This is a genomic window from Streptomyces sp. NPDC047017, from assembly GCF_040644175.1.
GTDB lineage: Bacteria > Actinomycetota > Actinomycetes > Streptomycetales > Streptomycetaceae > Streptomyces.
Genome location: NZ_JBEYVW010000004.1, coordinates 371,870 through 395,493 on the forward strand (window position 1 = coordinate 371,870; position 23,624 = coordinate 395,493).

The 23,624-nt window shown below is 75.0% G+C and carries 19 protein-coding genes and 2 pseudogenes; 15 read left to right on the forward strand and 6 right to left on the reverse strand.

Annotated features, from left to right (window positions below; translation table 11 throughout):
• The first annotated feature begins 133 nt into the window (after positions 1–133).
• Positions 134–838 carry a class I SAM-dependent methyltransferase gene (locus tag ABZ858_RS09320; protein ID WP_361374321.1) on the forward strand — a complete coding sequence of 235 codons (705 nt, stop codon included), beginning with the start codon at positions 134–136 and terminating at the stop codon, positions 836–838.
• An 18-nt stretch (positions 839–856) separates the two neighbouring features.
• Here ABZ858_RS09320 and ABZ858_RS09325 read toward each other — a convergent pair whose 3' ends face one another.
• Positions 857–1,231, reverse strand: coding sequence for a fic family toxin-antitoxin system, toxin component (locus ABZ858_RS09325; protein ID WP_361374323.1), 375 nt, complete (start codon positions 1,229–1,231; stop codon positions 857–859).
• 4 nt (positions 1,232–1,235) lie between these two features.
• The gene (locus ABZ858_RS09330) at positions 1,236–1,454 is read right to left on the reverse strand and encodes a toxin-antitoxin system HicB family antitoxin (protein ID WP_361374325.1); all 219 of its coding nucleotides are present in this window, start codon (positions 1,452–1,454) and stop codon (positions 1,236–1,238) included.
• Positions 1,455–1,754: 300 nt separating this feature from the next.
• Between ABZ858_RS09330 and ABZ858_RS09335 the strand changes: the two genes are divergently transcribed.
• The 8 genes from ABZ858_RS09335 to mug all read left to right on the forward strand — a co-directional run bounded on the left by ABZ858_RS09335 (position 1,755) and on the right by mug (position 11,652).
• A complete protein-coding gene (locus tag ABZ858_RS09335; protein ID WP_361374327.1) occupies positions 1,755–2,705 on the forward strand; it encodes an ABC transporter ATP-binding protein in 951 nt (316 codons plus the stop codon).
• A gap of 4 nt (positions 2,706–2,709) precedes the next feature.
• Positions 2,710–5,277, forward strand: coding sequence for an ABC transporter permease (locus tag ABZ858_RS09340; RefSeq protein ID WP_361374329.1), 2,568 nt, complete (start codon positions 2,710–2,712; stop codon positions 5,275–5,277).
• A gap of 273 nt (positions 5,278–5,550) precedes the next feature.
• Positions 5,551–5,976 (forward strand): GNAT family N-acetyltransferase, encoded by a 426-nt coding sequence (locus ABZ858_RS09345; RefSeq protein WP_361374331.1) that lies wholly within the window; start codon positions 5,551–5,553, stop codon positions 5,974–5,976.
• A 171-nt stretch (positions 5,977–6,147) separates the two neighbouring features.
• A complete protein-coding gene (locus tag ABZ858_RS09350; RefSeq protein WP_361374333.1) occupies positions 6,148–7,611 on the forward strand; it encodes a hemolysin family protein in 1,464 nt (487 codons plus the stop codon).
• Positions 7,608–8,630: a hemolysin family protein gene (locus ABZ858_RS09355; protein WP_361374335.1), complete on the forward strand. Its 1,023-nt coding sequence runs from the start codon at positions 7,608–7,610 to the stop codon at positions 8,628–8,630. The genes ABZ858_RS09350 and ABZ858_RS09355 overlap by 4 nt, the downstream gene beginning before the upstream one ends.
• A gap of 101 nt (positions 8,631–8,731) precedes the next feature.
• Positions 8,732–9,535: an SGNH/GDSL hydrolase family protein gene (locus tag ABZ858_RS09360; RefSeq protein ID WP_361374337.1), complete on the forward strand. Its 804-nt coding sequence runs from the start codon at positions 8,732–8,734 to the stop codon at positions 9,533–9,535.
• Positions 9,536–9,664: 129 nt separating this feature from the next.
• On the forward strand, positions 9,665–11,107 hold the full coding sequence (gene purB / locus ABZ858_RS09365; protein ID WP_361374339.1) for an adenylosuccinate lyase: 1,443 nt from the start codon (positions 9,665–9,667) through the stop codon (positions 11,105–11,107).
• A gap of 44 nt (positions 11,108–11,151) precedes the next feature.
• A complete protein-coding gene (gene mug, locus ABZ858_RS09370; protein ID WP_361374341.1) occupies positions 11,152–11,652 on the forward strand; it encodes a G/U mismatch-specific DNA glycosylase in 501 nt (166 codons plus the stop codon).
• A gap of 4 nt (positions 11,653–11,656) precedes the next feature.
• On the opposite strand, the gene ABZ858_RS09375 is transcribed toward mug, so the two are convergent.
• The gene (locus ABZ858_RS09375; protein WP_361374343.1) at positions 11,657–12,106 is read right to left on the reverse strand and encodes a hypothetical protein; all 450 of its coding nucleotides are present in this window, start codon (positions 12,104–12,106) and stop codon (positions 11,657–11,659) included.
• Between the two features lie 278 nt (positions 12,107–12,384).
• Between ABZ858_RS09375 and ABZ858_RS09380 the strand changes: the two genes are divergently transcribed.
• A complete protein-coding gene (locus tag ABZ858_RS09380; protein ID WP_361374345.1) occupies positions 12,385–13,542 on the forward strand; it encodes an ROK family transcriptional regulator in 1,158 nt (385 codons plus the stop codon).
• Between the two features lie 182 nt (positions 13,543–13,724).
• Here the strand turns inward: ABZ858_RS09380 and ABZ858_RS09385 are convergent, their stop codons facing one another.
• Positions 13,725–14,486 (reverse strand): GntR family transcriptional regulator, encoded by a 762-nt coding sequence (locus ABZ858_RS09385; RefSeq protein ID WP_361374347.1) that lies wholly within the window; start codon positions 14,484–14,486, stop codon positions 13,725–13,727.
• 316 nt (positions 14,487–14,802) lie between these two features.
• Here ABZ858_RS09385 and ABZ858_RS09390 point away from each other — a divergent pair, with 316 nt between their 5' ends.
• Positions 14,803–15,633 (forward strand): alpha/beta fold hydrolase, encoded by an 831-nt coding sequence (locus tag ABZ858_RS09390; protein WP_361374349.1) that lies wholly within the window; start codon positions 14,803–14,805, stop codon positions 15,631–15,633.
• A 45-nt stretch (positions 15,634–15,678) separates the two neighbouring features.
• Here the strand turns inward: ABZ858_RS09390 and ABZ858_RS09395 are convergent.
• Positions 15,679–16,572 (reverse strand): annotated as a pseudogene (locus ABZ858_RS09395) (EamA family transporter); the annotation flags it as partial.
• On the opposite strand from ABZ858_RS09395, the gene ABZ858_RS09400 reads away from it, so the two are divergent.
• From ABZ858_RS09400 to ABZ858_RS09410, 3 genes are all read left to right on the forward strand, one after another.
• Positions 16,563–18,122 (forward strand): PLP-dependent aminotransferase family protein, encoded by a 1,560-nt coding sequence (locus ABZ858_RS09400; protein WP_361374351.1) that lies wholly within the window; start codon positions 16,563–16,565, stop codon positions 18,120–18,122. The pseudogene ABZ858_RS09395 and the gene ABZ858_RS09400 sit on opposite strands and share 10 nt — an antisense overlap.
• A gap of 244 nt (positions 18,123–18,366) precedes the next feature.
• The gene (locus tag ABZ858_RS09405; protein WP_361374353.1) at positions 18,367–19,959 is read left to right on the forward strand and encodes an alkaline phosphatase D family protein; all 1,593 of its coding nucleotides are present in this window, start codon (positions 18,367–18,369) and stop codon (positions 19,957–19,959) included.
• Positions 19,960–20,149: 190 nt separating this feature from the next.
• The gene (locus ABZ858_RS09410; protein WP_361374355.1) at positions 20,150–21,616 is read left to right on the forward strand and encodes a GNAT family N-acetyltransferase; all 1,467 of its coding nucleotides are present in this window, start codon (positions 20,150–20,152) and stop codon (positions 21,614–21,616) included.
• Positions 21,617–21,729: 113 nt separating this feature from the next.
• On the opposite strand, the gene ABZ858_RS09415 is transcribed toward ABZ858_RS09410, so the two are convergent.
• Positions 21,730–22,938: a PLP-dependent transferase gene (locus tag ABZ858_RS09415; RefSeq protein WP_361374533.1), complete on the reverse strand. Its 1,209-nt coding sequence runs from the start codon at positions 22,936–22,938 to the stop codon at positions 21,730–21,732.
• Between the two features lie 71 nt (positions 22,939–23,009).
• Here ABZ858_RS09415 and ABZ858_RS09420 point away from each other — a divergent pair.
• Positions 23,010–23,477: pseudogene (locus ABZ858_RS09420) on the forward strand (Lrp/AsnC family transcriptional regulator); the annotation flags it as partial.
• Positions 23,478–23,624 lie beyond the last annotated feature (147 nt).

The following is a 23,624-nucleotide window of genomic DNA, read 5'->3' on the forward strand; positions in this document are numbered from 1 at the left end:
CGTGTGCGTGTGCGTACGTACGTGTGCGTGCGTGTGCGTGTCGACGGTGCGGGCGGTTCCGGCGGCACGCGCGCGTGCGGTGCGGGCGCACGGGGGACACTCCCCGTACACCCGTCCGGTCCGGGAGGTCGCCATGCCGCTACGGTCCACCGCCGACTCCGGCCGGAGCACGCGGGATCCCGTCCGCCACCCGCTGTTCGCCCGCTGCTACGCCCGGGTGAGCGTGGTCGCGGAGACCAGGATGGGCCTGGCCGGGGTGCGTGAGCGGCTGCTCGCCGGGCTGAGCGGCCGGGTGATCGAGATCGGCGCGGGCAACGGCCTGAACTTCGCGCACTACCCGGGCGCCATCGCGGAGGTCGTCGCGATCGAGCCGGAGCGGCTGCTGCGGCGCGCGGCGGTGGCGGCGGCCCTGCGGGCCGAGGTGCCGGTCGACGTGGTGCCGGGCCGCGCCGAGGCGCTGCCGGTCAAGAGCGAGGGGTTCGACGCCGCGGTGTTCTCCCTCGTCCTGTGCAGCGTGCGCGATGTGCCGCGGGCGCTCGCCGAGGCGCGCCGGGTGCTGCGGCCGGGCGGCGAGGTGCGCTTCCTGGAGCACGGCAGCGGCGGCGGCCGGGCGATGACGCTCACCCAGCGCGCCCTGGACCGCACGGTGTGGCCGCCGCTGGCCGGCGGCTGCCATCTGTCCCGTGATCCGGTCGCCGCGCTGCGGGCGGCCGGGTTCGAACTGGGGCCCTACCGGCGGATGCTGCTGCCCGGGACGGGTCCGGTGCTGCCCAGCTCGTTCTGTTCGCTGGGCACCGCCTGGCGGCCGACGGCGGACGGGACCCCGGCGGGCGGCTGACCGGCGGTCACGCGCGGGTCACCGGCTCCACTGGCGCAGCTCCCGCGCGATGTCGTGCAGCGACGCCTCACCGCTCTTGACCAGCCGGACCAGGTCGCGCACCTGCTCGGGCGAGGTGACGACCTTGAGGCCGCTGGCGACCAGATAGGCGTAGGCCACCGCGGAGGCGAACAGGGCGTTGGACCGCTCCAGCGCGGGGACGTGGACGAGCAGTTGCAGGAGCGCGGCGGCCCGGGTGTGCGGGCTGTCGTAGACCGGTACGTCGAAGATCTCGGCGCGGTGCCGGGCCACGGCGGCCACGAGGGCGCCCCAGTCGGTGACCTGGGGGTCGCCGGGTGTCATCCGCTCGGCGAGCATGAGCAGCCAGGCGAGGTCGATGCTGAGGTCGTCCAAGGGATCAGCGCCGTCCTTCGCCGAACTCCTCGGCGAAGACGGTCTCGTAGTTCTTCATGAAGTCGGCGGCGGCCTCCACGAAGGTGCGGCCCGCCTCTCCGGTGTCCTGGCGGACGAGTTCCTCGATGTAGCGGTTGACGCTCATCCCACGGGCCAGGGCGCGCTCCCGAGCGGCGCGGGCGGTGCCCTCGTCCACCCTCACGTTCAGCTGGGTCTTCGCCATGCTTCGACGCTAGCGCCGGAACGCTAGCTTCGGCAAGCGAACTGGCGGGGGTACCGGCGGCGGGCGTCGGGCGGCGGGCGGCGGGCGCGACCGGTTGGGGGGACGGCGCGTACGGCCGGTGGGAAGGGCAGCGGGTGGAGGGTGTCCCCTACACCGGAACCGCCGTCCCGACCCGGGGGTGGAGTGCGGACTCGGCCCAACGGGGGATACCGGCTGTGCCGCCGGTCACACTACGCTCGACGGGGACAAACAGTCATGAGCCGGGACGTTCCCGTCCGACGGACCACCGAGGAGGCCGCCGTGCCCACACCTGCCGCCGCGCCGCGCCGGGCACCGGCCGCCGATGGGTCCGCGGCCCGCGCCCGCGGTCTGACCAAGGCGTACGGGACGGGCGAGACCGCCGTGCTCGCCCTGGACTCGGTGGACGTGGGCATCGCCCGCGGCCGGTTCACCGCGGTCATGGGCCCGTCCGGCTCCGGGAAGTCCACTCTGATGCACTGCCTGGCCGGGCTCGACACCGTCTCGGCCGGACAGGTGTGGATCGGTGACACCGAGATCACGGGGCTCGGGGACCGTGAGCTGACCCGGCTGCGCCGGGACCGGATCGGGTTCATGTTCCAGTCGTTCAACCTCGTCCCCACGCTGAGCGCGCTGGAGAACATCACGCTGCCGATGGACATCGCGGGCCGCCGGCCCGACGAGCGGTGGCTGGAGGAGGTCATCGGCACCCTGGGCCTGGAGGACCGGCTGGGGCACCGGCCCGCCCAGCTCTCCGGAGGACAGCAGCAGCGCGTGGCGTGCGCGCGGGCGCTCGCCTCCCGGCCCGAGCTGATCTTCGCGGACGAGCCGACCGGCAATCTCGACTCGCGGTCCGGCCAGGAGGTGCTCGGCTTCCTGCGGCACGCCGTGGACGGCCTCGGGCAGACGGTCGTCATGGTCACCCACGACCCGGGCGCGGCGGCCCACTCCGATCTCGTGCTCTATCTCGCGGACGGCCGGATCGTGGACGAGCGGGAGCGGCCGACGGCGGAGGCGGTGCTGGAGCGCATGCGCCTGTTCGCCGGCGACGGCCGCCCGGCACCCGGCTCCGGTCCCGATCCCGGTCCCGGTCCCGTTCCTGGTCCTGGTCCTGGTCCTGGTCCGAGCCAAGGCCCGAGTACGGGTCCCGGTCCCGGCCTGGTCGGCAGCCCGTTCGACGAGGACGGTGCCCTGCTCCAGGACGGGGACGGCACCGCCGTCGAGGGGGCCTGACGGCGTGCTCCGGGCGACCCTGCGCAGCTTCCTGGCGCACAAGGGGCGGTTGCTGCTCTCGGCCCTGGCCGTGCTGCTGTCCGTGGCCTTCGTCGCGGGCAGCCTGATCTTCTCCGACACCGTCACCCGCACCTTCGACCGGCTCTTCGCCTCGACCGCCGCCGATGTCACGGTCTCGCCCCGGCAGGATCTGCGGTCGCCCGTGCGGACCGGTGCCGTCCCGACACTGCCCGCCGCGCTGGCCCGGCGGCTGGCCGGGGTGCCGGGCGTCGCGGCGACCCACGTGGACGCGGTCGTGGAGAACGTGGCGGTGGTCGACAGCAGGAACCGTCCCGTCGGCCTGACCAGCGGCTCCCCCGCCGTCGCCCGCAACTGGGAGGCCGCCGGCCGCAGCGACACGAGACTGACCTCCGGGCACGCCCCGCACGGCGACGGCGAGGCCCTGCTGGACGCCGACACGGCGGCGCACCAGCACCTGCGCATCGGCGACGCGCTGACGGTCCAGGCCCCGCCGGGCGTCTTCCGGGTGCGGCTGGCCGGGATCGCCACGTTCACCACCACCAACCCCGGCGCGACACTGCTCTACCTCGACACGCCGGCCGCGCAGGCCCGGCTGCTCGGGTCCACGGCCCGCGCGACCGCCATCTCGGTCGACGCGGCCCCGGGGGTCGGTGACGCGCTGCTCAAGCGCCGGGTCGCCGCGGCGGTGGGCGGCGGGGCGTACGACGTGCGGACGGCGGCCGAGCAGGCCAAGTCGGCCGCCGCGAGCCTCGGCACCTTCCTGGCGGTCATCAAGTACGTGATGCTCGGCTTCGCCGGGATCGCGGTCCTGGTCGGCGTCTTCCTGATCGTCAACACCTTCTCGATGCTGATCGCCCAGCGCACCCGCGAGCTGGGGCTGCTGCGTGCCCTGGGCGCCGACCGGCGCCAGGTGCGCCGCTCGGTGCTGACCGAGGCGGTGCTGCTCGGCCTGGTCGGCTCCACACTCGGCCTGGCGGCCGGCATCGGCCTCGCCGCCGGGCTCATCCGGCTGCTGAGCGCCTTCGGCATGCGGCTGCGGACGGGTGACATGGTCATCGGGTGGGTCACGCCCGTCGCGGCGTACGCCGTCGGTGTCGCCGTGACGTTCGTGGCGGCGTATCTCCCGGCCCGCCGCGCCGCGGCCGTCTCCCCCATGGCGGCCCTGGCGGACGCGGAGGTCGCCGGTGTGGGGCGGCCGCTCACGGTGCGGGCGGTGGCGGGCGCGGTCGTCGGCGCCGCCGGCGCGGCCGCGCTCGGGGGCTGCGCCGCCGCCGGCCGGACGGCGACCGCCGTCGCGCTGCTGGGCTGCGGCGTCGTCCTGACCCTGGTGGCGACCGTGACCGCGGGGCCGCTGCTGGTGCGTCCGCTGATCCGGGTGCTGGGCGGGGCGTTCCCGGCGCTGTTCGGGCCGGTGGGGCGGCTGAGCCAGCGCAACGCCCTGCGCAACCCGCGACGGACGGGGGCGACGGCGGCCGCCCTGATGGTGGGCCTGGCCCTGGTCGGCGGGATGTCCGTGGCCAGTGCCTCCATGACCCGGTCCATCGACCGGCAGATCGAGCGGACGCTCGGCGCCGACTACATCGTGCAGAACCGCACGTTCCTGCCCTTCCCGCCCGAGGTCACCGCCGCGGTCCGAGCCACCCCGGGCGCGGGCGTCCTGGTCCGGCAGCGGCTGGCGCCGGTCGCGGTGCGGCTGCCGGACGGCAAGCGGGTGGAGACGGCCGTCTCCGGCTACGACCGGTCGCTGGACGCGGTCGCCCACCTCTCCTACGCGGCCGGGGACACCGCCTCGGCGCTGGCCGCCGGACATCTGGCGCTGGACGCGGACTTCGCGCGGAAACACGGCGTGCGGGTGGGCACCGTGCTGCCCGCCGAGTTCCAGGGCGGGCGTCGGGGCGGGCTGACCGTGGGCGCCCTGACCGACCAGGACCAGGCCGAGGGGTTCGGCCTGCAGGGCGGGCTGTACACCGGCCTCGGCACCCTCGACCGGTACGTACCCGGCGGCCAGGACGCCGCCCTGTACGTGAACGCGGCCCCCGGCACGGGCGCCGGACCGTTGCGCGCCCGGCTGGAGAAGGCCCTCGCCCCGTATCCGAACGTGCAGGTGCGCGACCAGGCCGACTACAAGAAGCTGGTGCATGACCAGATCGCGGTGCTGCTCTACCTCGTCTACGCGCTGCTGGGGCTGGCCATCGTCATCGCGGTGCTCGGGGTGGTCAACACGCTGGCGCTGTCGGTGGTGGAGCGGACCCGGGAGATCGGGCTGCTGCGGGCGATCGGGCTGTCCCGGCGGCAGCTGCGCCGGATGATCCGGCTGGAATCGGTGGTCATCGCGGTGTTCGGCGCGGTCCTGGGGCTGGCCCTGGGACTGGTGTGGGGCGTGTGCACCCAGCGGGTCCTGGCTCTTCAGGGCATGCGGGCGCTGGCGATCCCCTGGAGCACGATCGTCGCGGTCGTGCTCGGCTCGGCGCTGGTGGGCGTCGCGGCGGCCCTGCTGCCGGCGTTGCGCGCGTCCCGCATGAACGTGCTGGCGGCGATCGCGCACGAGTGAGGGTGTCGCCGGGCGAGGTGTGGCGGGGCACGCGGCCGCCGGGGCAGGGCGGGTGCGGAGGAGCGTCCTGCGGTGACCGGCCGGTGGGGTCCTGCGGTGACCGGCCGGTGGAGTCCTGCGGTGACCGGCCGGTGGGCAGGAGCCGGGGTCAGTTCCGGGGGCCGCGTCCGGGTCCAGGGACCAGGTCGGGCCATGACCCGGATTCGGCGCGACCGGCGCGTCCGGATGCTGGAATTCCGTTCGGGGCGCGGACCCACATGGTGGGATCACCGCATGAGCGACCTGCGCATACGGGCGGCGACCGCCGACGATCTCGAACCTGTCCTGGCGTTCTGGAAGACCGCCGCCGAGGGCACGAGCATCAGTGACGACCAGGACGGGGTGCGGCGACTGCTCGCCCGGGACCCGCGGGCGCTGCTGCTGGCGGAGGACGCCGGCGAGTTGGTCGGCACGGTGATCGCGGGCTTCGACGGCTGGCGCTGCCATCTGTACCGCCTGGCGGTACGCCCGGACCGGCGGCGCCGGGGCGTCGGCTCGGCGCTGCTGGCCGCCGCCGAGGAGCGGTTCGCCCGGCTCGGCGGGCGGCGCGCGGACGCGATGGTGCTGACCGGGAACGAGACCGCGCATCAGGCCTGGCGCGCTTCGGGGTACACGCCCGAGGAGCACTGGCGGCGCTGGGTGAAGCCGCTCACCGACTGATACCCCGGGAGGTTTTTTGCCTGTCCTTTACCCTGGAGGGAGCACTCGGTCCTCCATGAAAGGTTGTGAGCGTCCGCCCATGGGCGAGCCTCCCGGTACGCATCACCGGCATCACCGGCACCACCGCGCGATTCTCCGTGCCCTGTCCGACCATGGGACGGGGGTGAACCGATGACCGAAGTGCTCCTGCTGCTCGTGGCGGTACTGCTGTCGCTGGCCTGCGGTGCCTTCGTGGCGGCCGAGTTCTCCCTGACCACCGTGGAGCGCGGTGCCCTGGAGCGGGCTGCCGAGCGGGGCGAGCGGGGCGCGGCCGGCGCCCTCAAGGCCGTACGGAACCTGACGTTCCAGCTGTCCGGCGCGCAGCTCGGCATCACCGTGACCAATCTGGTGGTCGGCATGCTCGCCGAGCCGTCGATCGCCAAGCTCCTCGCGGGGCCGCTCGGCGCGCTCGGCCTCTCGCGGTCCACGGCGACCACCGTGGCCCTGGTGCTGGGCACCGCCCTGTCCACGGTCTTCCTGATGGTCGTCGGCGAACTGGTGCCCAAGAACTGGGCGATCTCCTCACCGCTGGCGATCGCCCGGCGGGTGGGCACGCCGCAGCGCTGGTTCAGCGCGGCCTTCCGCCCGTTCATCAGCCACCTCAACAGCATGGCGAACCGCGTGGTGCGCCGGCTCGGGGTGGAGCCGGCCGAGGAGCTGGCCTCCGCGCGCGGCCCGCAGGAACTGGCGGCGCTGGCCCGGCACTCCGCGAAGGCGGGCGCCCTGGAGGCGGACACCGCCGAGCTGTTCGTGCGCACACTCAACCTCGCCGACCTGACCGCGCAGCACGTGATGACGCCGCGCGTCCAGGTCATCGCCCTCGAAGCGCAGGCCACCTGCGAGGACGTGGCGAACGCGACCCGGGCGACCGGGCTGTCCCGCTTCCCCGTCTACCGGGGCAGCCTCGACTCGGTGGTGGGCACCGCGCATGTCAAGGACGTCCTGGCGGTGCCCGCCGGGCGGCGGACCCAGCTGCGGGTCTCGGAGATCATGCGCGAGCCGATGCTGGTCCCCGAGTCGCTGACCGTCGACCGGCTGCTGGACCGGCTTTCCGGCCGGCGGACGATGGCGGTCGTCATCGACGAGTACGGCGGCACGGCGGGTGTGGCCACGCTGGAGGACATCGTCGAGGAGGTCGTCGGCGAGGTGCGCGACGAGCACGATCCGCACGAGACGCCGGAACTCGCCCCGGCGGGCGCCGACGCGGAGGGCCACGCCCTGTACTCGGCCGACGGCTCCGCCCGCGTGGACCGGCTGGCACGCGTGGGACTGCGGGTGCCGGACGGGCCGTACGAGACGCTCGCCGGGCTCGTCGCCACCGAGCTGGGCCGGATACCGGAGACCGGGGACATCCTCCAGATCGCCGGCTGGCGGCTGGACGTGGTGGACGCGAGCGGGCGCCGGGCCGCGCGGGTGCTGCTGCACGCGCCGCTCGACGACCGGCCGGACGTCCCGGCCGCGCCGCGCGGCAAGCGCTCACGCGCCGGGAGTCCCGGCGACCGGCACCAGGACGGCCGGCACGACAACGACCGGCACCAGAGCGACCAGCATCCGGGCGACCAGCACCGAAGCGACAGGAAGAGGGCCGGCCGGTGACCGCCGTACAGATCCTGATCGGTCTGGCGACCCTGGTCGTCAACGCCTTCTTCGTCGGCGCCGAGTTCGCGCTGATCTCGGTGCGCCGCAGCCAGATCGAGCAGTACGTGGAGGAGGGCGCGGAGGGCGACCGGCGCGCGCGGAGCGTGCTGTGGGGCCTGGAGCACGTGTCCGCCCTGCTGGCGGCGGCCCAGCTCGGCATCACCCTGTGCACGCTGGTGCTCGGTGTGGTCGCCGAGCCCGCGATCGCGCACCTGCTGGAGCCCGCCTTCCACGCGCTGGGCGTGCCCGTGGGCGCGGGACACGCGGTGTCCTTCGTGATCGCGCTGGCGCTGGCGACGTATCTGCACATGCTGCTCGGCGAGATGGTGCCGAAGAACATCGCGCTCGCGGAGCCGGTGCGCAGCGCGCTGCTGCTCGGGCCGCCGCTGGTCGCGCTGTCCCGGGCCCTGCGCCCGGTGATCTTCACGGTGAACACCTTCGCGAACGCCCTGCTGAAGCTGATGCGGGTGGAGGCGAAGGACGAGGTGTCGGCGACCTTCACGGACACCGAGCTGGCCGAGATCGTCAAGGACGCCGGCGAGGCCGGTCTCATCGACGACCGCGCCCAGGAGCGGCTGCACGACGCGCTGGAGCTGGGCAGCCGTCCGGTGCGCGATGTCGTGCTCCCGCTGGAGCGGGTCGTCTACGCCCGCCCCGGGGTCACTCCGGAGCAGTTGGAGCGGCTGTCGGCCGAGTCCGGCTTCTCCCGCTTCCCGGTGGTCGACGAGGGGCGCCGGATCGTGGGCTACCTCCATGTGAAGGACGCGCTGGACGCCTCGCCGCACGACGAGCCGTTCCGGCTGCGGGACATGCGGCCCATCGCCCGGGTCCGGGAGAGCACGCCGCTGGACGACGTGCTCACCGCGATGCGCGGCAGCCGTACGCATCTGGCGGCGGTGCTGGGCGCGGACGGCCGGCTGGCCGGTCTGGTGACGATGGAGGACGTGCTGCGGGAGCTGTTCGGGCAGCGGGTGTGAGGCGGCCCTCGCCGTATCTGCGTGCGCCGGTCCCCTCCGTACCACGGCAGGACCGACCGCTTGGTATGCGCGGGTCGGCACCGGATACCATCGCTGACGCCATGCAGACGAATCCCACACACAGCAGCCTGGTCGCGGTCGGCGACTCGTTCACCGAGGGCATGTCGGACCTGCTGCCCGACGGCTCCTACCGGGGCTGGGCCGACCTCCTGGCGGCCCGGATGGCCGCTCGTTCCCCCGGCTTCCGCTACGCCAACCTGGCCGTGCGCGGCAAGCTCATCGGGCAGATCGTGGACGAGCAGGTCCCGGTCGCGGCGGCCATGAAGGCCGACGTGGTGACGCTGGTGGGCGGCCTGAACGACACGCTGCGCCCCAAGTGCGACATGGGGCGGGTGCGGAGCCTGCTGACGGAGGCGGTGGAGCGGCTGGCGCCGTCGTGCGGGCAGCTCGTGCTGATGCGCAGCCCCGGCCGCCAGGGCCCCGTCCTGGAACGGTTCCGGCCGCGCATGGAGGAGCTGTACGCCTGCGTCGACGCGCTGGCCGAGCGGCACGGCGCCCTGGTCGTCGACCTGTACGGCGCGCCCTCGCTGGCCGATCCGCGCCTGTGGGACATGGACCGGCTGCACCTGACGGGCGAGGGCCACCGCCGGGTCGCGGAGGCGGTGTGGCAGTCCCTCGGGTACGCGCCCGAGGACACCGAGTGGCACACGCCGATGCCGACGACCGTGCCGCCGGGCTGGGCGGCCCGCCGGGCCGCGGACGCCCGCTTCGCCCGGCAGCACCTGCTGCCCTGGATAGGCAGGCGCCTGACCGGCCGCTCCTCCGGGGACGGCCGTCCGCCCAAGCGGCCCGACCTGCTGCCCTACGGGGACGCTCCCGCCGCGGCCGACGCCGGGCAGGTGTAGCACCAGGCCGGCGTCGACGGCGTATGCGCCCTCCAGGGTCGCCGCCCTCACGGCTTCTCCGCGCTCGTAGCTTCCGACGAACACCCCCGTGGCGCTGGCCTGCACGAATCGCCAGTAGACTCGGTGCACGTGACTGCTGCGCCCGCAAAGCCCCGTATCCCGAACGTCCTCGCCGGACGCTACGCCTCCGCCGAGCTCGCCACGCTCTGGTCGCCCGAGCAGAAGGTGAGGCTGGAGCGGCAGCTCTGGCTCGCCGTGCTGCGCGCCCAGAAGGATCTCGGGATCGAGGTCCCCGACGAGGCGATCGCCGACTACGAGCGCGTCCTCGACCGGGTCGACCTGGCCTCGATCGCCGAGCGCGAGAAGGTCACGCGGCACGACGTGAAGGCGCGGATCGAGGAGTTCAACGACCTCGCCGGGCACGAGCAGGTGCACAAGGGCATGACCTCCCGGGACCTGACGGAGAACGTCGAGCAGTTGCAGATCCGGCTCTCCCTGGAGCTGGTGCGCGACCGCACGGTGGCCGTGCTGGCCCGGCTGGGCCGGCTCGCGGCGGAGTACGCCGAGCTGGTCATGGCCGGCCGCTCGCACAACGTGGCCGCGCAGGCCACCACCCTCGGCAAGCGCTTCGCCACCGCGGCCGACGAGCTGCTGGTGGCGTACGGGCGCGTCGAGGAACTGCTCGGCCGCTACCCGCTGCGCGGCATCAAGGGCCCGGTCGGCACGGCCCAGGACATGCTGGACCTGCTGGGCGGCGACGCGGGCAGGCTCGCCGAGCTGGAGCGGCGCGTCGCGGGCCACCTCGGCTTCGCGCAGGCGTTCACCTCGGTCGGCCAGGTCTACCCGCGCTCCCTGGACTACGAGGTCGTCACCGCCCTGGTGCAGCTGGCCTCGGCCCCGTCCTCGGTGGCCAGGACAGTGCGGCTGATGGCCGGGCACGAGCTGGTCACCGAGGGCTTCAAGCCGGGCCAGGTCGGCTCCTCCGCGATGCCGCACAAGATGAACACCCGCTCCTGCGAGCGCGTCAACGGCCTCATGGTGATCCTGCGCGGGTACGCGTCGATGACCGGCGAGCTGGCCGGCGACCAGTGGAACGAGGGCGACGTGTCCTGCTCGGTGGTGCGCCGGGTCGCGCTGCCGGACGCGTTCTTCGCGCTGGACGGGCTGCTGGAGACGTTCCTGACGGTGCTCGACGAGTTCGGCGCCTTCCCCGCGGTGGTCGCCCGTGAGCTGGACCGCTACCTGCCGTTCCTGGCGACCACCAAGGTGCTGATGGGCGCGGTGCGCGCCGGTGTCGGCCGCGAGGCCGCCCACGAGGCCATCAAGGAGAACGCCGTCGCCACCGCGCTCGCCATGCGGGAGCAGGGTGCCGAGCGCAACGACCTGCTCGACAAGTTCGCCGCCGACGAGCGCCTCCCGCTCGACCGCGCGCAACTGGACGAGCTGATGGCCGACAAGCTGTCCTTCACCGGCGCCGCCGCCGATCAGGTCGCCGCGGTCGTCGCCCGGATCGAGGAGGTCATCGAGCGGCACCCGCAGGCCGCCGCGTACGCCCCGGGGGCGATCCTCTGACCCGGTTCACCCGCGCGGAGCTGGAGGCCGCCCGCGACCGTCCGGTGCCGGACGTGGTCGCGGACGGCCTGCGCGTGCTGTTCTGCGGTATCAACCCCGGTCTGCTGTCGGCCGCGACGGGCCACCACTTCGCCCGCCCGGGCAACCGGTTCTGGCCGGTGCTGCACCGGTCGGAGTTCACCCCCCGGCTGCTGCTCCCCGCCGAGCAGGACGCACTGCCGTCGTACGGTCTCGGCATCACGAACGTGGTGGCCCGGCCGACCGCGCGCGCCGACGAGCTGGCGCCCGAGGAGTACCGCGAGGGCGGCCGGACGCTGGCGCTGAAGGTGGCGCGGCTGCGGCCGCGGTGGCTGGCCGTGGTCGGCGTGACCGCGTACCGGGCGGCCTTCGAGGACCGCAAGGCGCGGGTGGGGCCGCAGGACCGGGTGATCGGGGACACCCGGGTGTGGGTGCTGCCCAATCCGAGCGGGCTCAACGCGCACTGGACCGCCGAGACCATGGCGCACGAGTTCGCCCGGCTGCGGACGGCGGCGGAGGCCGGCTGACGGGTCACGGCGGGTCCATGTCCGTGACGACGGCGAGCAGCTGGAACGGCAGCTCCTTGTCCCACTGGGAGACGCCGAGCGCTGTCCACCGGCCGGTCGGCTCCGACCGCCACAGCTGCACGTCGGGCACATGGCCGCTCAGGGCGGCCCACGGCTGTGCCACCTCCTCCCCGCGCACGGTCCGGTCGAGCACGCTGTACAGGCTGAAGACCTGGGGCGGCCCCCAGCGCTCGGCCAGCCGCTGCGCCAGTGCGTCCCGGTCGCATGCGTACTGCTCCGCCGTCTCCTCGCGCCGGGTGCCGTCGTCCTCCCAGAAGTCCTCGCTCGTCGCCAACTCGGCTATGCGGTAGCCGGGTCCGGCCGTGCCGACGCCGGTACCGGCTCCTGCGGGCCCGGCGGGAAGCGGCCCGGAGCACAGCCGCTCGATCACGGCGAGCGCCTTCGCGATGTCCATGCGTTCCAGTAAACCGGCCACCACTGACAATTGGCGGGGCGTCAGGCGGCGGCCCGCCCGGGGACACCGGCCGGTGGCGACGGACGGTGGCCGGGCCAGCGGCGGCGGCCGGTGGGCGGTGGTGGCCGGTGGGCGGTGGTGGCCGGTGGGCGGTGGCGACTGCGACCCGCGAAGGGCCGGTGCCGGCCCGGGCGCGCTGCCGGCATCCCGGCGCTCGCCGCCCCGGCCCGCGCCGAGTACGATCCGCCCAACACGCGCACGAGCTGGGAGGACGGACGTTGGGGCGGCTGACCGGCGGGGACCCCTCGCTGCTGCGAAGGATCAATTCCGCGGTGGTGCTGCACGCGCTGCGTGCCACCGACCGCGCGACGCTCACGGAGATCACCCGGGTGACCGGGCTGTCCCGGCCCACGGTCGAGGGCGTCGTCGAGGATCTCATCGAGGCGGGCCTCGTCGTCGAACAGGCGGCCGAGGAAGGGGCCGCCCGGCGACAGGGACGCCCGGCGCGGCGGTTCCGGTTCCGGGCGGAGGCCGGGCATCTGCTCGGCCTGGAGATCGGCCCGCACCGGGTCGCCGCGCTGCTCGCCGATCTGGACGGCCGGGTGCTCGGCGCCCAGGCCAAGGAGGTCGACGAGGCCGCCGACGCGGACGAGCGCCTGGAACGGCTGCGGACGGCGGTGGCCGAACTGCTGCGCCGGGCCGGCGTGCCGCGCAGCTCCCTGCGGGCCGTCGGGGTCGGCACGCCCGGGATCGTCGAGGCGGGCGGCGTCGTCCGCCTGGGCACCGCGCTGCCCGGGTGGACGGGACTGCACCTGGGCGAGCGGCTGAGCCGTTCCTTCAAGTGCCCGGTGCTGGTCGAGAACGACGCCAATGCCGCCGCGGTCGCCGAGCACTGGAAGGGCGCCGCCAAGGACTCCGACGACGTGGTGATGGTGATGGCGGGGCTGAGTCCGGGCGCCGGTGCGCTGATCGGCGGCCGGCTGCACCGCGGGTTCGGCGGGGCCGCGGGCGAGATCGGCGCGCTGCACCTGCTGGGGCGGGGCGAGACCCCCGAGACGCTGCTGTCCACCACGGACCAGCCGCTGCACCCGCTGGACGAGCAGGCGGTGGCGGCGGTGTTCGCCCAGGCCCGCGAGGGCGACCGGCAGGCGCTGGCCGCCATGGAGCGCTTCATCCAGCGGCTCGTCCACGACGTGGCGGCGCTGGCGCTGGCCCTGGACCCGGAGCTGGTGGTGGTCGGCGGCTGGGCGGCCGGCCTGGACGGCGTACTGGAGCCGCTGCGGCGCGAACTGGCCCGCTACTGCCTGCGCCCCCCGCAGGTGACCCTCTCGCTGCTCGGCGAGGCGGCCGTGGCGACCGGCGCCCTGCGGCTGGCCCTCGACCATGTGGAGGAGCAGCTGTTCGCGGTGGAGAGCACGGTGACGTCCCGGCGGTGAGACCGGGGCGCGGGTGCGGGACGCTCACCGCAGGGCGGGGCGCTCACCGCAGGGCGGGGCGCTCACCGCAGGGCGGGGCGCTCACCGCAGGGCGGGGTGCTCGCCATGGAGCGGGGCGCCTCCGGTGTGCGGCGCCCCGCGTTCGTGGCCGTCACCCGCCGGCGCCGGTGGCCGGCCGGCGGTCAGGACGCCTGGCGCTCGGGTCCGTGGTGGATCTCCACGCCGCCCGAGTCCCCGAAGGTGAGTCGGCAGGTGTCCGCGCGGTAGGTGGCCACGGAGAGCGCCGCGGTGCGGCCCTCGGCCACGAAGCGGGTGGTGACGACGAGGACGGGGGCGCCAGGCAGCCGGTCCAGTTCCCTGGCGACGTCCGCGCGGGCCGAGCCGAGTTCGACGGCCCGCTCCTGGCCGTCCAGGTCCAGCCGGTGCAGCTCGCGCAGCACGGCGCGCGCGCGTGCCGGTCCGGAGGGCGCGTCGATCGCGGTCAGGTCGGGCACCGAGGACGCCGGGATGTAGAGCAGCTCGGCCGCGACGGGCTGGCCGTGGCTCACCCGGGAGCGGCGCACCGTGTGCACGGTCTCCTCGCGACCGAGGCCGAGAGTGTCGGCGACGGCCGCCGGCGGGGTCGTCCGCTCGCAGTCCGCGGGGTGCCAGGCATCGCCGGCCGCGCCCGGCCAGGCGTCCTGCTCGGTGCCGACGGCGACGCCCACGCGCGGCGGGGCGACGGTGGTGCCGACGCCGCGGCGGCGCTGGAGCCTGCCTTCCAGTTCGAGCTGTTCGAGGGCCTGGCGGAGGGTCGCGCGGGCCACGCCGAAGCGGGCGGCCAGATCCCGCTCGTTGGGCAGGACCTCGCCGACCGAGAACTCCGAGTCCAGGGCCTCACTGAGTACGGTCTTCAGATGCCAGTACTTGGGCTCCGGCACCGATTCGAGCTGCGTGGTCCCCACCCTGTCCTCCGCAATCGCCGTGGTCCGGCGGCGTTTTAGCGCCCTTGTTTATTAAAGGTTGTTGTACTTCTCTGCGACCATAGGGCCGCCCTCCCCCTTGGTCAAGACCAATCATCGACGTTCCCGGGGCGCCCGGACGCCGCCGCGCACAGCGTTCACGCGAAGTTCGCGCACCGTCGCATTCGCGACATGACGGCGAAGCCCCCGCCCTGGAGCGGGCGGGGGCTTCCGGCACACCCGGGGGCTACCCGGCGGTAGTAATTGCTGACAAGCTGTCTACTCGGCGTCCGTCAGTGAATCCCGACGAGGAGCACCCATGTCGACCACCGTCTCCTTCCCGGTCCCCGCCGCGCACGGCCCCAGGACCGTGACCCTGTCCTACGCGCGCGTGGGCAGCGGTGAGCCGCTGCTCCTGCTGCACGGCATCGGGCACCACCGGCAGGCCTGGGACCCGGTGATCCACCTGCTGGCGGGCGAGCGGGACGTGATCGCCGTGGACCTGCCCGGCTTCGGCGCCTCGCCCGCGCTGCCCGACGGGCTGCGGCACGACCTGCCGACGATGAACGCCGCCCTGGCCGCCCTGTGCGAGGCCCTGGAGATCGAGCGGCCGCACGTGGCCGGCAACTCCCTGGGGGGCCTGCTCGCCCTGGAGCTGGGCCGCGAGAAGCTCGCCCGCTCCGTCACGGCGCTGTCCCCGGCCGGCTTCTGGACCGAGTCCGAACGCCGTTACGCGTTCGGTGTGCTCCAGGCGATGCGGTCGACGGCCCGCCGGACGCCGCTGCCGCTGGTCGAGCGCCTCTCGCGGACGGCCGCCGGCCGCACCGTGCTGACGAGCACCATCTACGCGCACCCGGCCCGGCGTTCACCCGAGGCCGTGGTCGCCGAGACGCTGGCCCTGGCGCAGGCCACCGGGTTCGAGGAGACCCTCCGGGCGGGCATCGGCGTCCGGTTCGCGGACGACATACCGGGCGTCCCGGTCACCGTGGCCTGGGGCGCCAGGGACCGGCTGCTGCTGCGCCGCCAGGGGGTGCGCGCCAAGCGGGTCATCCCGCAGGCCCGGCTGGTGCGGCTGCCCGGTTGCGGGCACGTCCCGATGAACGACGACCCGGCGCTGGTCGCACGGGTGATCCTCGACGGCAGCCGCTGACCTCCGTCCGGGCCGCCGCAGCGCCCCCGAGCCCAGGGCGACCCCGGCGCCCACCAGGGCGCTGCCCGCGGCCTGGGCCGGTCCGTAGGAGCCGGTGCCGACGAACGGGGCGGAGCAGGCCGCCGCGACGGGGATGAGACCGGAGAAGAGGGTGGCGCGCTCGGCGCCGATCCGCTGCATCCCCATGTACCAGCACACGAAGCCGATCACGGTGACGACCGCCGCCTGCCACAGCAGCGCCGCGGCCTCGCCCGCGTCCGGGCGGCGCAGCCAGGAGGAGCCGTCCAGCAGGACCCCGGCGGCCGCCGCCTCCACGGCGGCGACGCCGGACACCGCGGCGGACAGCAGCCGGGGCCCGAGCGGGCGCAGCACCGGCACCGCGAGGACCGCGAAACCGACCTCGCCGGCCAGCGCGCAGGCGGAGAAGGCGATCCCGGCACCGTCGGTCCGGCCCCAGCCCTGCACGGTCAGGGCGCCCACGGCGACCAGCGAGGCGCCGTACAGCACGGCCCGCTGCGGGCGGCGGCGTTCCAGCAGCGGCACCACGACCGCGACGACCACCGGGGCGCAGCCCACGAAGACGCCGGGCACGGCCGGTTCGGCGGAGCGCTCGGCGGCCAGGATCGCCAGGTTGAAGCCGACCATGCCCACCGCGGCGAGCAGCGCGAGCCGCGCCCACCGGCGGGGCGTGAGCCGCCGCAGCCGGGCGGCAGCGCCGGGTCCGGCGAGCGGCAGGAGCAGCAGGCAGGCCAGGCCGTAGCGCAGGAACTGGCCGCCCGCGTAGGGGTAGTGGCCGAGGACGCTGTTGGCGGTGAAGGATCCTCCGACGAGGACGCAGGCGAACGCGGCGAGCAGCGCGCCGCGCGAGGTGGTGGCGTTCATGGCAGCGACGCTAGGGAGTCCGGCGGCCCGGTTTAAGGTCCACTTCCATGACATCATCGGGGACCAATCCGACGGGCCTGTCCGGCACGGCCGCCTGGGAGCTGCTGCTGCCGGCCGCGGCGGCGCCCGCACGCGCGCGTGGCCGTGCCTTGCAGGCGGCGCTGCGCGAGGCGGTCCGCTCGGGCCGGCTCGCGCCGGGCACGCGGCTGCCCTCCAGCCGTGACCTCGCGGCCGACCTCGGCGTGTCGCGGGGGCTGGTCACCGAGGCGTACGAGCAGCTGACGGCGGAGGGGTACCTGCGCAGCGGGCGCGGCGCCGGGACCTGGGTGGGCGGTGCCGTCCGGGCCGCGCCCACGCGCGCGCGGGACCTCGCGCCGCGCCCGCCGGGCACCCGCGCGGACTTCGTGCCCGGCACCCCGGACCTGTCGCTGTTCCCGCGCGCCGCCTGGGCCGCCGCGCACCGCTCCGTCCTTGCGGACCTCCCCCACCACGACCTGGGATACCCGGACCCGCGCGGGCTGCCCCGGCTGCGCACGGCGCTGGCCGGACTGCTGGCCCGCCGCCGCGGGGTCGTCGCGGACCCCGAGCGGATCGTGGTCGTCTCGGGGGTGGCGCAGGCCACCTGCCTGCTCGGTTCGGTGCTGTACGCGCGCGGGACCCGGCTGGTCGGCGTGGAGGACCCCGGCAGCCCGCAGCACAGCGCCCTGTACGCCTCGGCGGGCATCGCCACCGTGCCGCTGCCGCTGGACGCCGAGGGTCCCGCCCTGGAGCCGCTGCGCCGGTCCGGTGTACGGACCGTGGTGACGACCCCGGCCCACCAGTTCCCCACCGGCATCGCCTGCTCCGCGCGGCGCCGCGCCGGACTGCTGGAGTGGGCCCGGTCGGTGGACGGCTTCGTCTTCGAGGACGACTACGACGGCGACTTCCGCTACGACCGCGCCCCCGTGGGCGCCCTCCAGGGCCTGGACCCGGAACGCGTCGTCTACGCGGGGTCGGTGAGCAAGTCGCTGGCGCCGGGACTGCGGCTGGGCTGGCTGCTGGTGCCCGACGCGCTGGCCGACGAGGTCGTCGAACGCAAGCGCACCATGGACCTCGGCCATCCCACCGTCGACCAGGCGCTGTTCGCCCACTTCATCGAGCGGGGCGACTACGACCGGCAACTGCGCCGCTGCCAGCGCGCCTACCGGGAGCGCCGGGACGCGCTCGTCGCCGCGCTGGAGGAGCACTTCCCCGGGGTCCGGCTGTCCGGGATCGCCGCGGGCCTGCACCTGATCGCCGAACTGCCCGCGCGCTGCGGTCCCGAGCAGCGGTTCCTCGCGCGCGTGGACGAGGCCGGGGTCGCGGTGCGCACCCTGACGGCGTACCGGCACGCGGGCGGCGCGGACGGCACGGAGGGGGCGGTGGGGAGGGCCGGGGGCCCGCACGCGCGCGTGGGGGGCCAGGCGGCGACCGGGTGCGGGCTGCTGCCGGTCGAAAGCCCGCACGCGCGCGTGCGGGGTACCGGTGGCGCGCCGGAGGGCGGCGTGTCGCTCGTCCTCGGGTACGCGCACCTGTCACCCGCGCGGCTCCGTGAAGGCGTACGGCTGATGGCGCGGGCGGCGGGTTGACGGGTGGGGCGGCGGGTTGACGGGTCGCGTGGTGAGTTGGCGGGCCGGGTGGGGGGTTGACGGGTCGGGTGGGGGGTTGACGGGTCGGGTGGGGGGTTGACGGGTCGAGTCGGCGCGGGCGGGCGGTGCCTGGCACGCCCGGCGGCGGGGCGTGTGTTCACTCGTGGTTTCCGTGCGCGCCGCGCCGCACCAGTAGGTGTGGGCGGCGAACACCGGCCGGACCCCGTCCATGGAGGCGCCTCCCATGTCCCACCGTCCCCACCGTCCCTTCCCCGGCCGCCGCAGCGTGCTGCGCGGCTCGCTGGCCGCGTCGGCGGCCCTCACCCTGCCCGGCGCGCTCGGCGCGGCACCGGCGCTCGCCCTGTCCGGCCGCCCCCGGGCGGACTGGGGCGTGCAGGCGGGCGACGTGACCACCGACTCGGGCCTGGTGTGGGTGCGCGCGGACCGCCCGGCCCGGATGACCGTCGAGACGTCCGCCACCGAGTCGTTCCGCAACCCCCGCAGGTGGCACGGCCCGCTGCTCGGCTCCGGCACCGACTTCACGGGCACCGCCCGGCTGCACGGACTGCCGGCCGGCGAGCAGATCCACTACCGCGTGCTGCTCTGCGACTCGGACGACCCGCGCCGCACCGGCGAACCGGCGTACGGCACCTTCCGCACCGCGCCCGCGCGACGCCGCCGGGGCGTGCGGTTCGTGTGGTCCGGTGACCTGGCCGGACAGGGCTGGGGCATCAACGAGTTGATCGGCGGCTACCGCATCTTCGACGCCATGGCCAAGCTGGACCCGGACTTCTTCCTGTGCAGCGGCGACAACATCTACGCCGACGGCCCGATCGCGGCGACCGCCGCGCTCCCGGACGGCAGCCTCTACCGCAGCGTCACCACCGAGGAGAAGTCGCACGTCGCCGTCTCGCTGGCCGACTTCCGCGGCAACTTCCGCTACAACCTGCTGGACGCGGCCCTGCGCCGGTTCAACGCCCAGGTGCCCGGAATCATCCAGTGGGACGACCACGAGGTCCGCAACAACTGGTACCCGGGCGAGGTCATCGGTTCCGGCACGCCCTACCCGGCCGGCACCCGGCTCGACGACCTGGCGTCGCGCGCCCGGCGGGCCTTCTCCGAGTACTTCCCGGTCTCCACCCTCAGCGGCCGCCCCGACGGCCGGATCTACCGCGTCCACCACCACGGGCCGCTGCTCGACGTGTTCGTGCTCGACATGCGGACCTACCGCGACGCCAACTCGCCCGACGACCAGCAGAGCGATCCGCAGGGCATCCTCGGCCGCGAGCAGCTGGAGTGGCTCAAGCGGGAGCTGGCCCGGTCCCGGGCGGTGTGGAAGGTGATCGCCGCCGACATGCCGCTGGGCCTGGTGGTACCCGACCCGGTCGAGGGCCGGCCGAACTTCGAGGCCGTCGCGCAGGGCGACCCCGGCGCGCCGCTCGGCCGCGAACTGCAGATCGCCGAACTGCTGCGGTTCGTCAAGCACCGCCGGATCACCGGCACGGTGTGGCTGACGGCGGACGTCCACCACACCTCGGCCCAGCACTACGACCCTTCACGGGCGGCGTTCAAGGACTTCGAGCCGTTCTGGGAGTTCGTCTCCGGTCCGCTGAACGCGGGCGCCTTCCCGGCCAGCGCGCTGGACGGCACGTTCGGCCCCGACCGGGTGTTCGTCAAGGCGCCGGCCGCCGCCAACGTCTCGCCCGCCGAGGGCTACCAGTTCTTCGGCGAGGTCGACATCGACGGCGACAGCGGGGAGCTGACGGTCCGGCTGCGCGAGCAGGACGGCACGGTCCTGTTCACGCGGGCGCTGCGGCCGGGGCGGGTCGGGCAGTGACTCCCGTACTCTCTTGACCGGTGCCGCGCACCGGCGTCATCCCCTGGCGCGCGGCACCGCCGCGCCGATCCATGGCGCGGCAAAGGCCGTAAGGGCCGCAAAGCGCGCAGATCCGCTCTTTACCAGTAAGTCACAGGGCGTTCGCGATCAGGCAACACCCCTCCTCCACAGTGGCTGCATGAGTCGAGCGATGTCTGATGTGACACGGACGAAGCACGGGCGCCCCGTGCACCACTGGCGGCGTGACGTGGTCGAGCTGGCCGCGCTGTTCACGGCGGTCGCGGTGGCGGACGGCGTGGCGAACCTGATCGGGCACGGCCCGGACGGACCGGGACTGCTGCTGGTCTCGGCGGTGGCGCTGCTGGCGACGGCCGGGTTCCACACCTGGTGGGCACGGCGCCACGGCCACGCGCCTCCGGCGGAGGATACCGGTGCCCGGCCGCGCGCCGCCGTCCGGCGGCAGGCCGGGCCGTCCGCCTCCGCCCCGCACTCCTCCTCCGGGGCGGGCGGGGCGGGCGAGGAGACGTCCGGGCCCAGTGCCCTGTGGCGGATGCGGACGACGGTGCGGGACGAACCGGGGTCGCTGGCCTCGCTCTGCGCGGCGCTGGCCGGCCGGGGCGTGGACATCCTCAGCCTGCAGACGCATCCGCTGGCCCAGGGCACGGTGGACGAGTTCCTGCTGCGCGCCCCGGGCGGCATCGAGGCGGCGGAGCTGACCCGTTCGGTCGCCGCGGCCGGCGGCAGCGACACCTGGATCGAGCGGGCCGACGCGCACGATCTGGTCGACGCGCCCACACGGGTCCTGGGGCTGGCCGCGCGCACCGCGCTGGACACGGCGGAACTGCCGCTGGCCCTGCGCCAGTTGCTGGGGCGCTGCACCATCCGTTCGCTGCCGGCCCGGCCGGCGGGCGGCGGCCGGGGGCCCGAGCCGGTGCCGGCCGAAGGGGTGCTCGAGGACACGGTGCTGCGGCTGCGGGCGCCGGAGGGCGGCGTGATCACCGTCGAGCGGCCGTACCTGCCGTTCACGCCCACCGAGTTCGCGCGGGCCCGGGCACTGGTCGAGCTGGACACCCGGCTCGGCCCGCGCATCCCGCGCAGCCAGGACGTGCTGACGCTCCCGGCGGGCGACGCGATCACCGTGCGCCGCGCCGACACCGGCGACCTGCCCGCGGCCCGGCGGATGCACGACCGGTGCTCGCCGCGGACACTGGCCCTGCGCTACCACGGGCCGGCCGGTGACGCCGACCGCTATCTGAACCACCTGCTGAGCCCCCGCTTCGGACGGACGCTCGCCGCGCAGACCGCCTCGGGGCGGATCATCGGCCTCGGCCATCTGCTGTGGGACGGCGACGAGACCGAGGTCGCGCTGCTGGTGGAGGACGACTGGCAGCGGCGCGGCGTCGGCGCCCAACTCCTGGGCCGGCTGGTGACGATGGCCGTGGAGGCGGGCTGCGCCAGCGTCTACGCCGTGACCCAGGCGTCCAACACCGGCATGGTCGCCGCCATGCGCGGCCTCGGCCTGCCGCTGGACTACCAGATCGAGGAGGGCACCCTGGTGGTCACGGCCCGCCTGGACGCGACACCGGTCGCCTCACGGCTGCCGTACGACAGCCGGCGGGAGGAGTGCGACGGTCCCGGCGTGCGCGAACGCGGCTGACGGGGGCCACCGCGGGGCGGTCCGGGCGCGAGCACCGGGCCGCCGGACTTCTGCCGCCCCTCCCCCCCTCTTCCTTCCTTGTGCCTCTTCCTTGTGCCTCCGCTCAGTTCAGCTCAGTTCATCGCCTCGTGCAGGCCCTTGACCGCGGGCGGTCGCCGGTGGTGCCGGCCGAGTGCCGCGTCCAGGTCCGCCCAGAGGTCCTCGACGTCCTCCAGGCCGACCGACATCCGCAGCAGCCGGTCGCTGACGCCGGCGCCGCGCCGGTCCGCCGCGTCCACGATGCGGTGGCTGATGGAGGCGGGGTGCTGGATCAGCGTGTCGACGCTGCCGAGGCTCACGGCGGGGGTGATCAGGCGGACCCCGCCGATGACGGCGTGCGGGTCGCCGTGCACCTCGAAGGCGACCATGGCACCGCCGATGCGCGGGTAGTGCACGCGGGCGATCCGCGGGTCGGCCGCCAGCCGGGCGGCCAGTTCGGCGGCGGTCGCGGAGGCGGCCCGCACCCGCACCGGCAGGGTGGACAGGCCGCGCAGCAGCAGGTACCCGGCGAGCGGATGCAGGACGCCGCCGGTGGCGAACCGCACCTGCCGCAGCCGCCCGGCGAGTTCCTCGTCGCAGGCGACCACGCCGGCCATCACGTCACCGTGCCCGCCCAGGTACTTGGTGGCGCTGTGCAGCACCAGCCGGGCGCCCTGCTCGGCCGGGCGCTGGAGCACCGGCGTGGCGAAGGTGTTGTCGGCGAGCAGGGGCACCGACCCGCACGAGTGGGCGACGGCCCGCAGGTCGACCTCGGCCAGGGTCGGATTGGCCGGGGACTCCACCATCACCAGACCGGTGTCCGGGCGCAGCGCGTCGCTGATCCCGGCCGGGTCGGTCCAGGTCACCTCGGAGCCGAGCAGTCCTGCGGTCAGCAGGTGGTCGCTGCAGCCGTACAGGGGGCGTACCGCCACGACGTGCCGCAGGCCCATGGCGGAGCGGGCGAGGAGGACCGCGCTGAGCGCGGCCATTCCGCTGGCGAACGCGACCGCGGACTCGGTGCCCTCCAGCCGGGCGAGCGCGGTCTCGAAGCGGGAGACGGTCGGATTGCCGAGCCGCGCGTAGACCGGGGGGCCGTCGAGTTCGGCGCCGTCGGCGGCGAAGGCGTCGATGCGGGCGGCCTCGGCCCGGCTGTCGAAGGAGGGGTAGGTGGTGGACAGGTCGATCGGCGGGGCGTGCAGTCCCTGCCGGGCGAGGTCCTCGCGGCCGGCGTGCACGGCCTCGGTGGCCAGTGCGCGGGGTGCGGGGCGTACGGCGTCGTACGCGGACGTGCTCGCTGAGTCCAAGGGCGTGTCCATGACCGTAGGGTGAACACCGGCCGGGGCGTCGGGCTCGGTCTCCGTGTTACGTTCGGCAGATGTCGGAATCCGTCGTACTGGATCCGGTGGACCTCCAGTTGCTGCGGCTGCTGCAGAACGACGCCCGGATCACCTACCGCGATCTCGCCGCGCAGATCGGCGTGGCGCCGTCGACGTGCCTGGACCGGGTGACCCGGCTGCGCCGCTCTGGCGTCATCCTCGGCCATCAGCTGCGCCTCGATCCGGCCAAGCTGGGGCGCGGCCTCCAGGCGCTGCTGTCGGTGCAGGTCAGGCCGCACCGCCGGGAGCTGGTGGGGCCGTTCGTGGAGCGGATCAGGGCGCTGCCGGAGTCGCGGACGGTGTTCCATCTGACCGGCCCTGACGACTACCTCGTCCATGTGGCGGTCGCGGACATGGCGGATCTGCAGCGGCTGGTGCTGGACGAGTTCACCTCCCGGCGGGAGGTGGCCCGGGTGGAGACCCGGCTGATCTTCCAGCAGTGGGACTGCGGCCCGCTGCTGCCGCCCGGCAGGAGGACGGAGCCGGGGCCGGGATCGGGGCCGGGGCCGGGCTCGGGGCCGGGGCCGGGCTCGGGGCCGGGGCCGGGCTCGGGGCCGGGGCCGGGCTCGGGGCCGGGGCCGGGATCGGGGCCGGGGCCGGGCTCGGGGCCGGGG

What these genes read in the sequence shown, in the direction of transcription:
- ABZ858_RS09320 (WP_361374321.1), top strand. Translation starts at nt 134, where the DNA reads ATGCCGCTACGGTCCACCGCCGACTCCGGCCGGAGCACGCGGGATCCC.
- ABZ858_RS09330 (WP_361374325.1), bottom strand. Translation starts at nt 1,454, where the DNA reads ATGGCGAAGACCCAGCTGAACGTGAGGGTGGACGAGGGCACCGCCCGC.
- ABZ858_RS09345 (WP_361374331.1), top strand. Translation starts at nt 5,551, where the DNA reads ATGAGCGACCTGCGCATACGGGCGGCGACCGCCGACGATCTCGAACCT.
- ABZ858_RS09350 (WP_361374333.1), top strand. Translation starts at nt 6,148, where the DNA reads ATGACCGAAGTGCTCCTGCTGCTCGTGGCGGTACTGCTGTCGCTGGCC.
- ABZ858_RS09360 (WP_361374337.1), top strand. Translation starts at nt 8,732, where the DNA reads ATGCAGACGAATCCCACACACAGCAGCCTGGTCGCGGTCGGCGACTCG.
- ABZ858_RS09375 (WP_361374343.1), bottom strand. Translation starts at nt 12,106, where the DNA reads ATGGACATCGCGAAGGCGCTCGCCGTGATCGAGCGGCTGTGCTCCGGG.
- ABZ858_RS09390 (WP_361374349.1), top strand. Translation starts at nt 14,803, where the DNA reads ATGTCGACCACCGTCTCCTTCCCGGTCCCCGCCGCGCACGGCCCCAGG.
- ABZ858_RS09400 (WP_361374351.1), top strand. Translation starts at nt 16,563, where the DNA reads ATGACATCATCGGGGACCAATCCGACGGGCCTGTCCGGCACGGCCGCC.
- ABZ858_RS09405 (WP_361374353.1), top strand. Translation starts at nt 18,367, where the DNA reads ATGTCCCACCGTCCCCACCGTCCCTTCCCCGGCCGCCGCAGCGTGCTG.
- ABZ858_RS09410 (WP_361374355.1), top strand. Translation starts at nt 20,150, where the DNA reads ATGTCTGATGTGACACGGACGAAGCACGGGCGCCCCGTGCACCACTGG.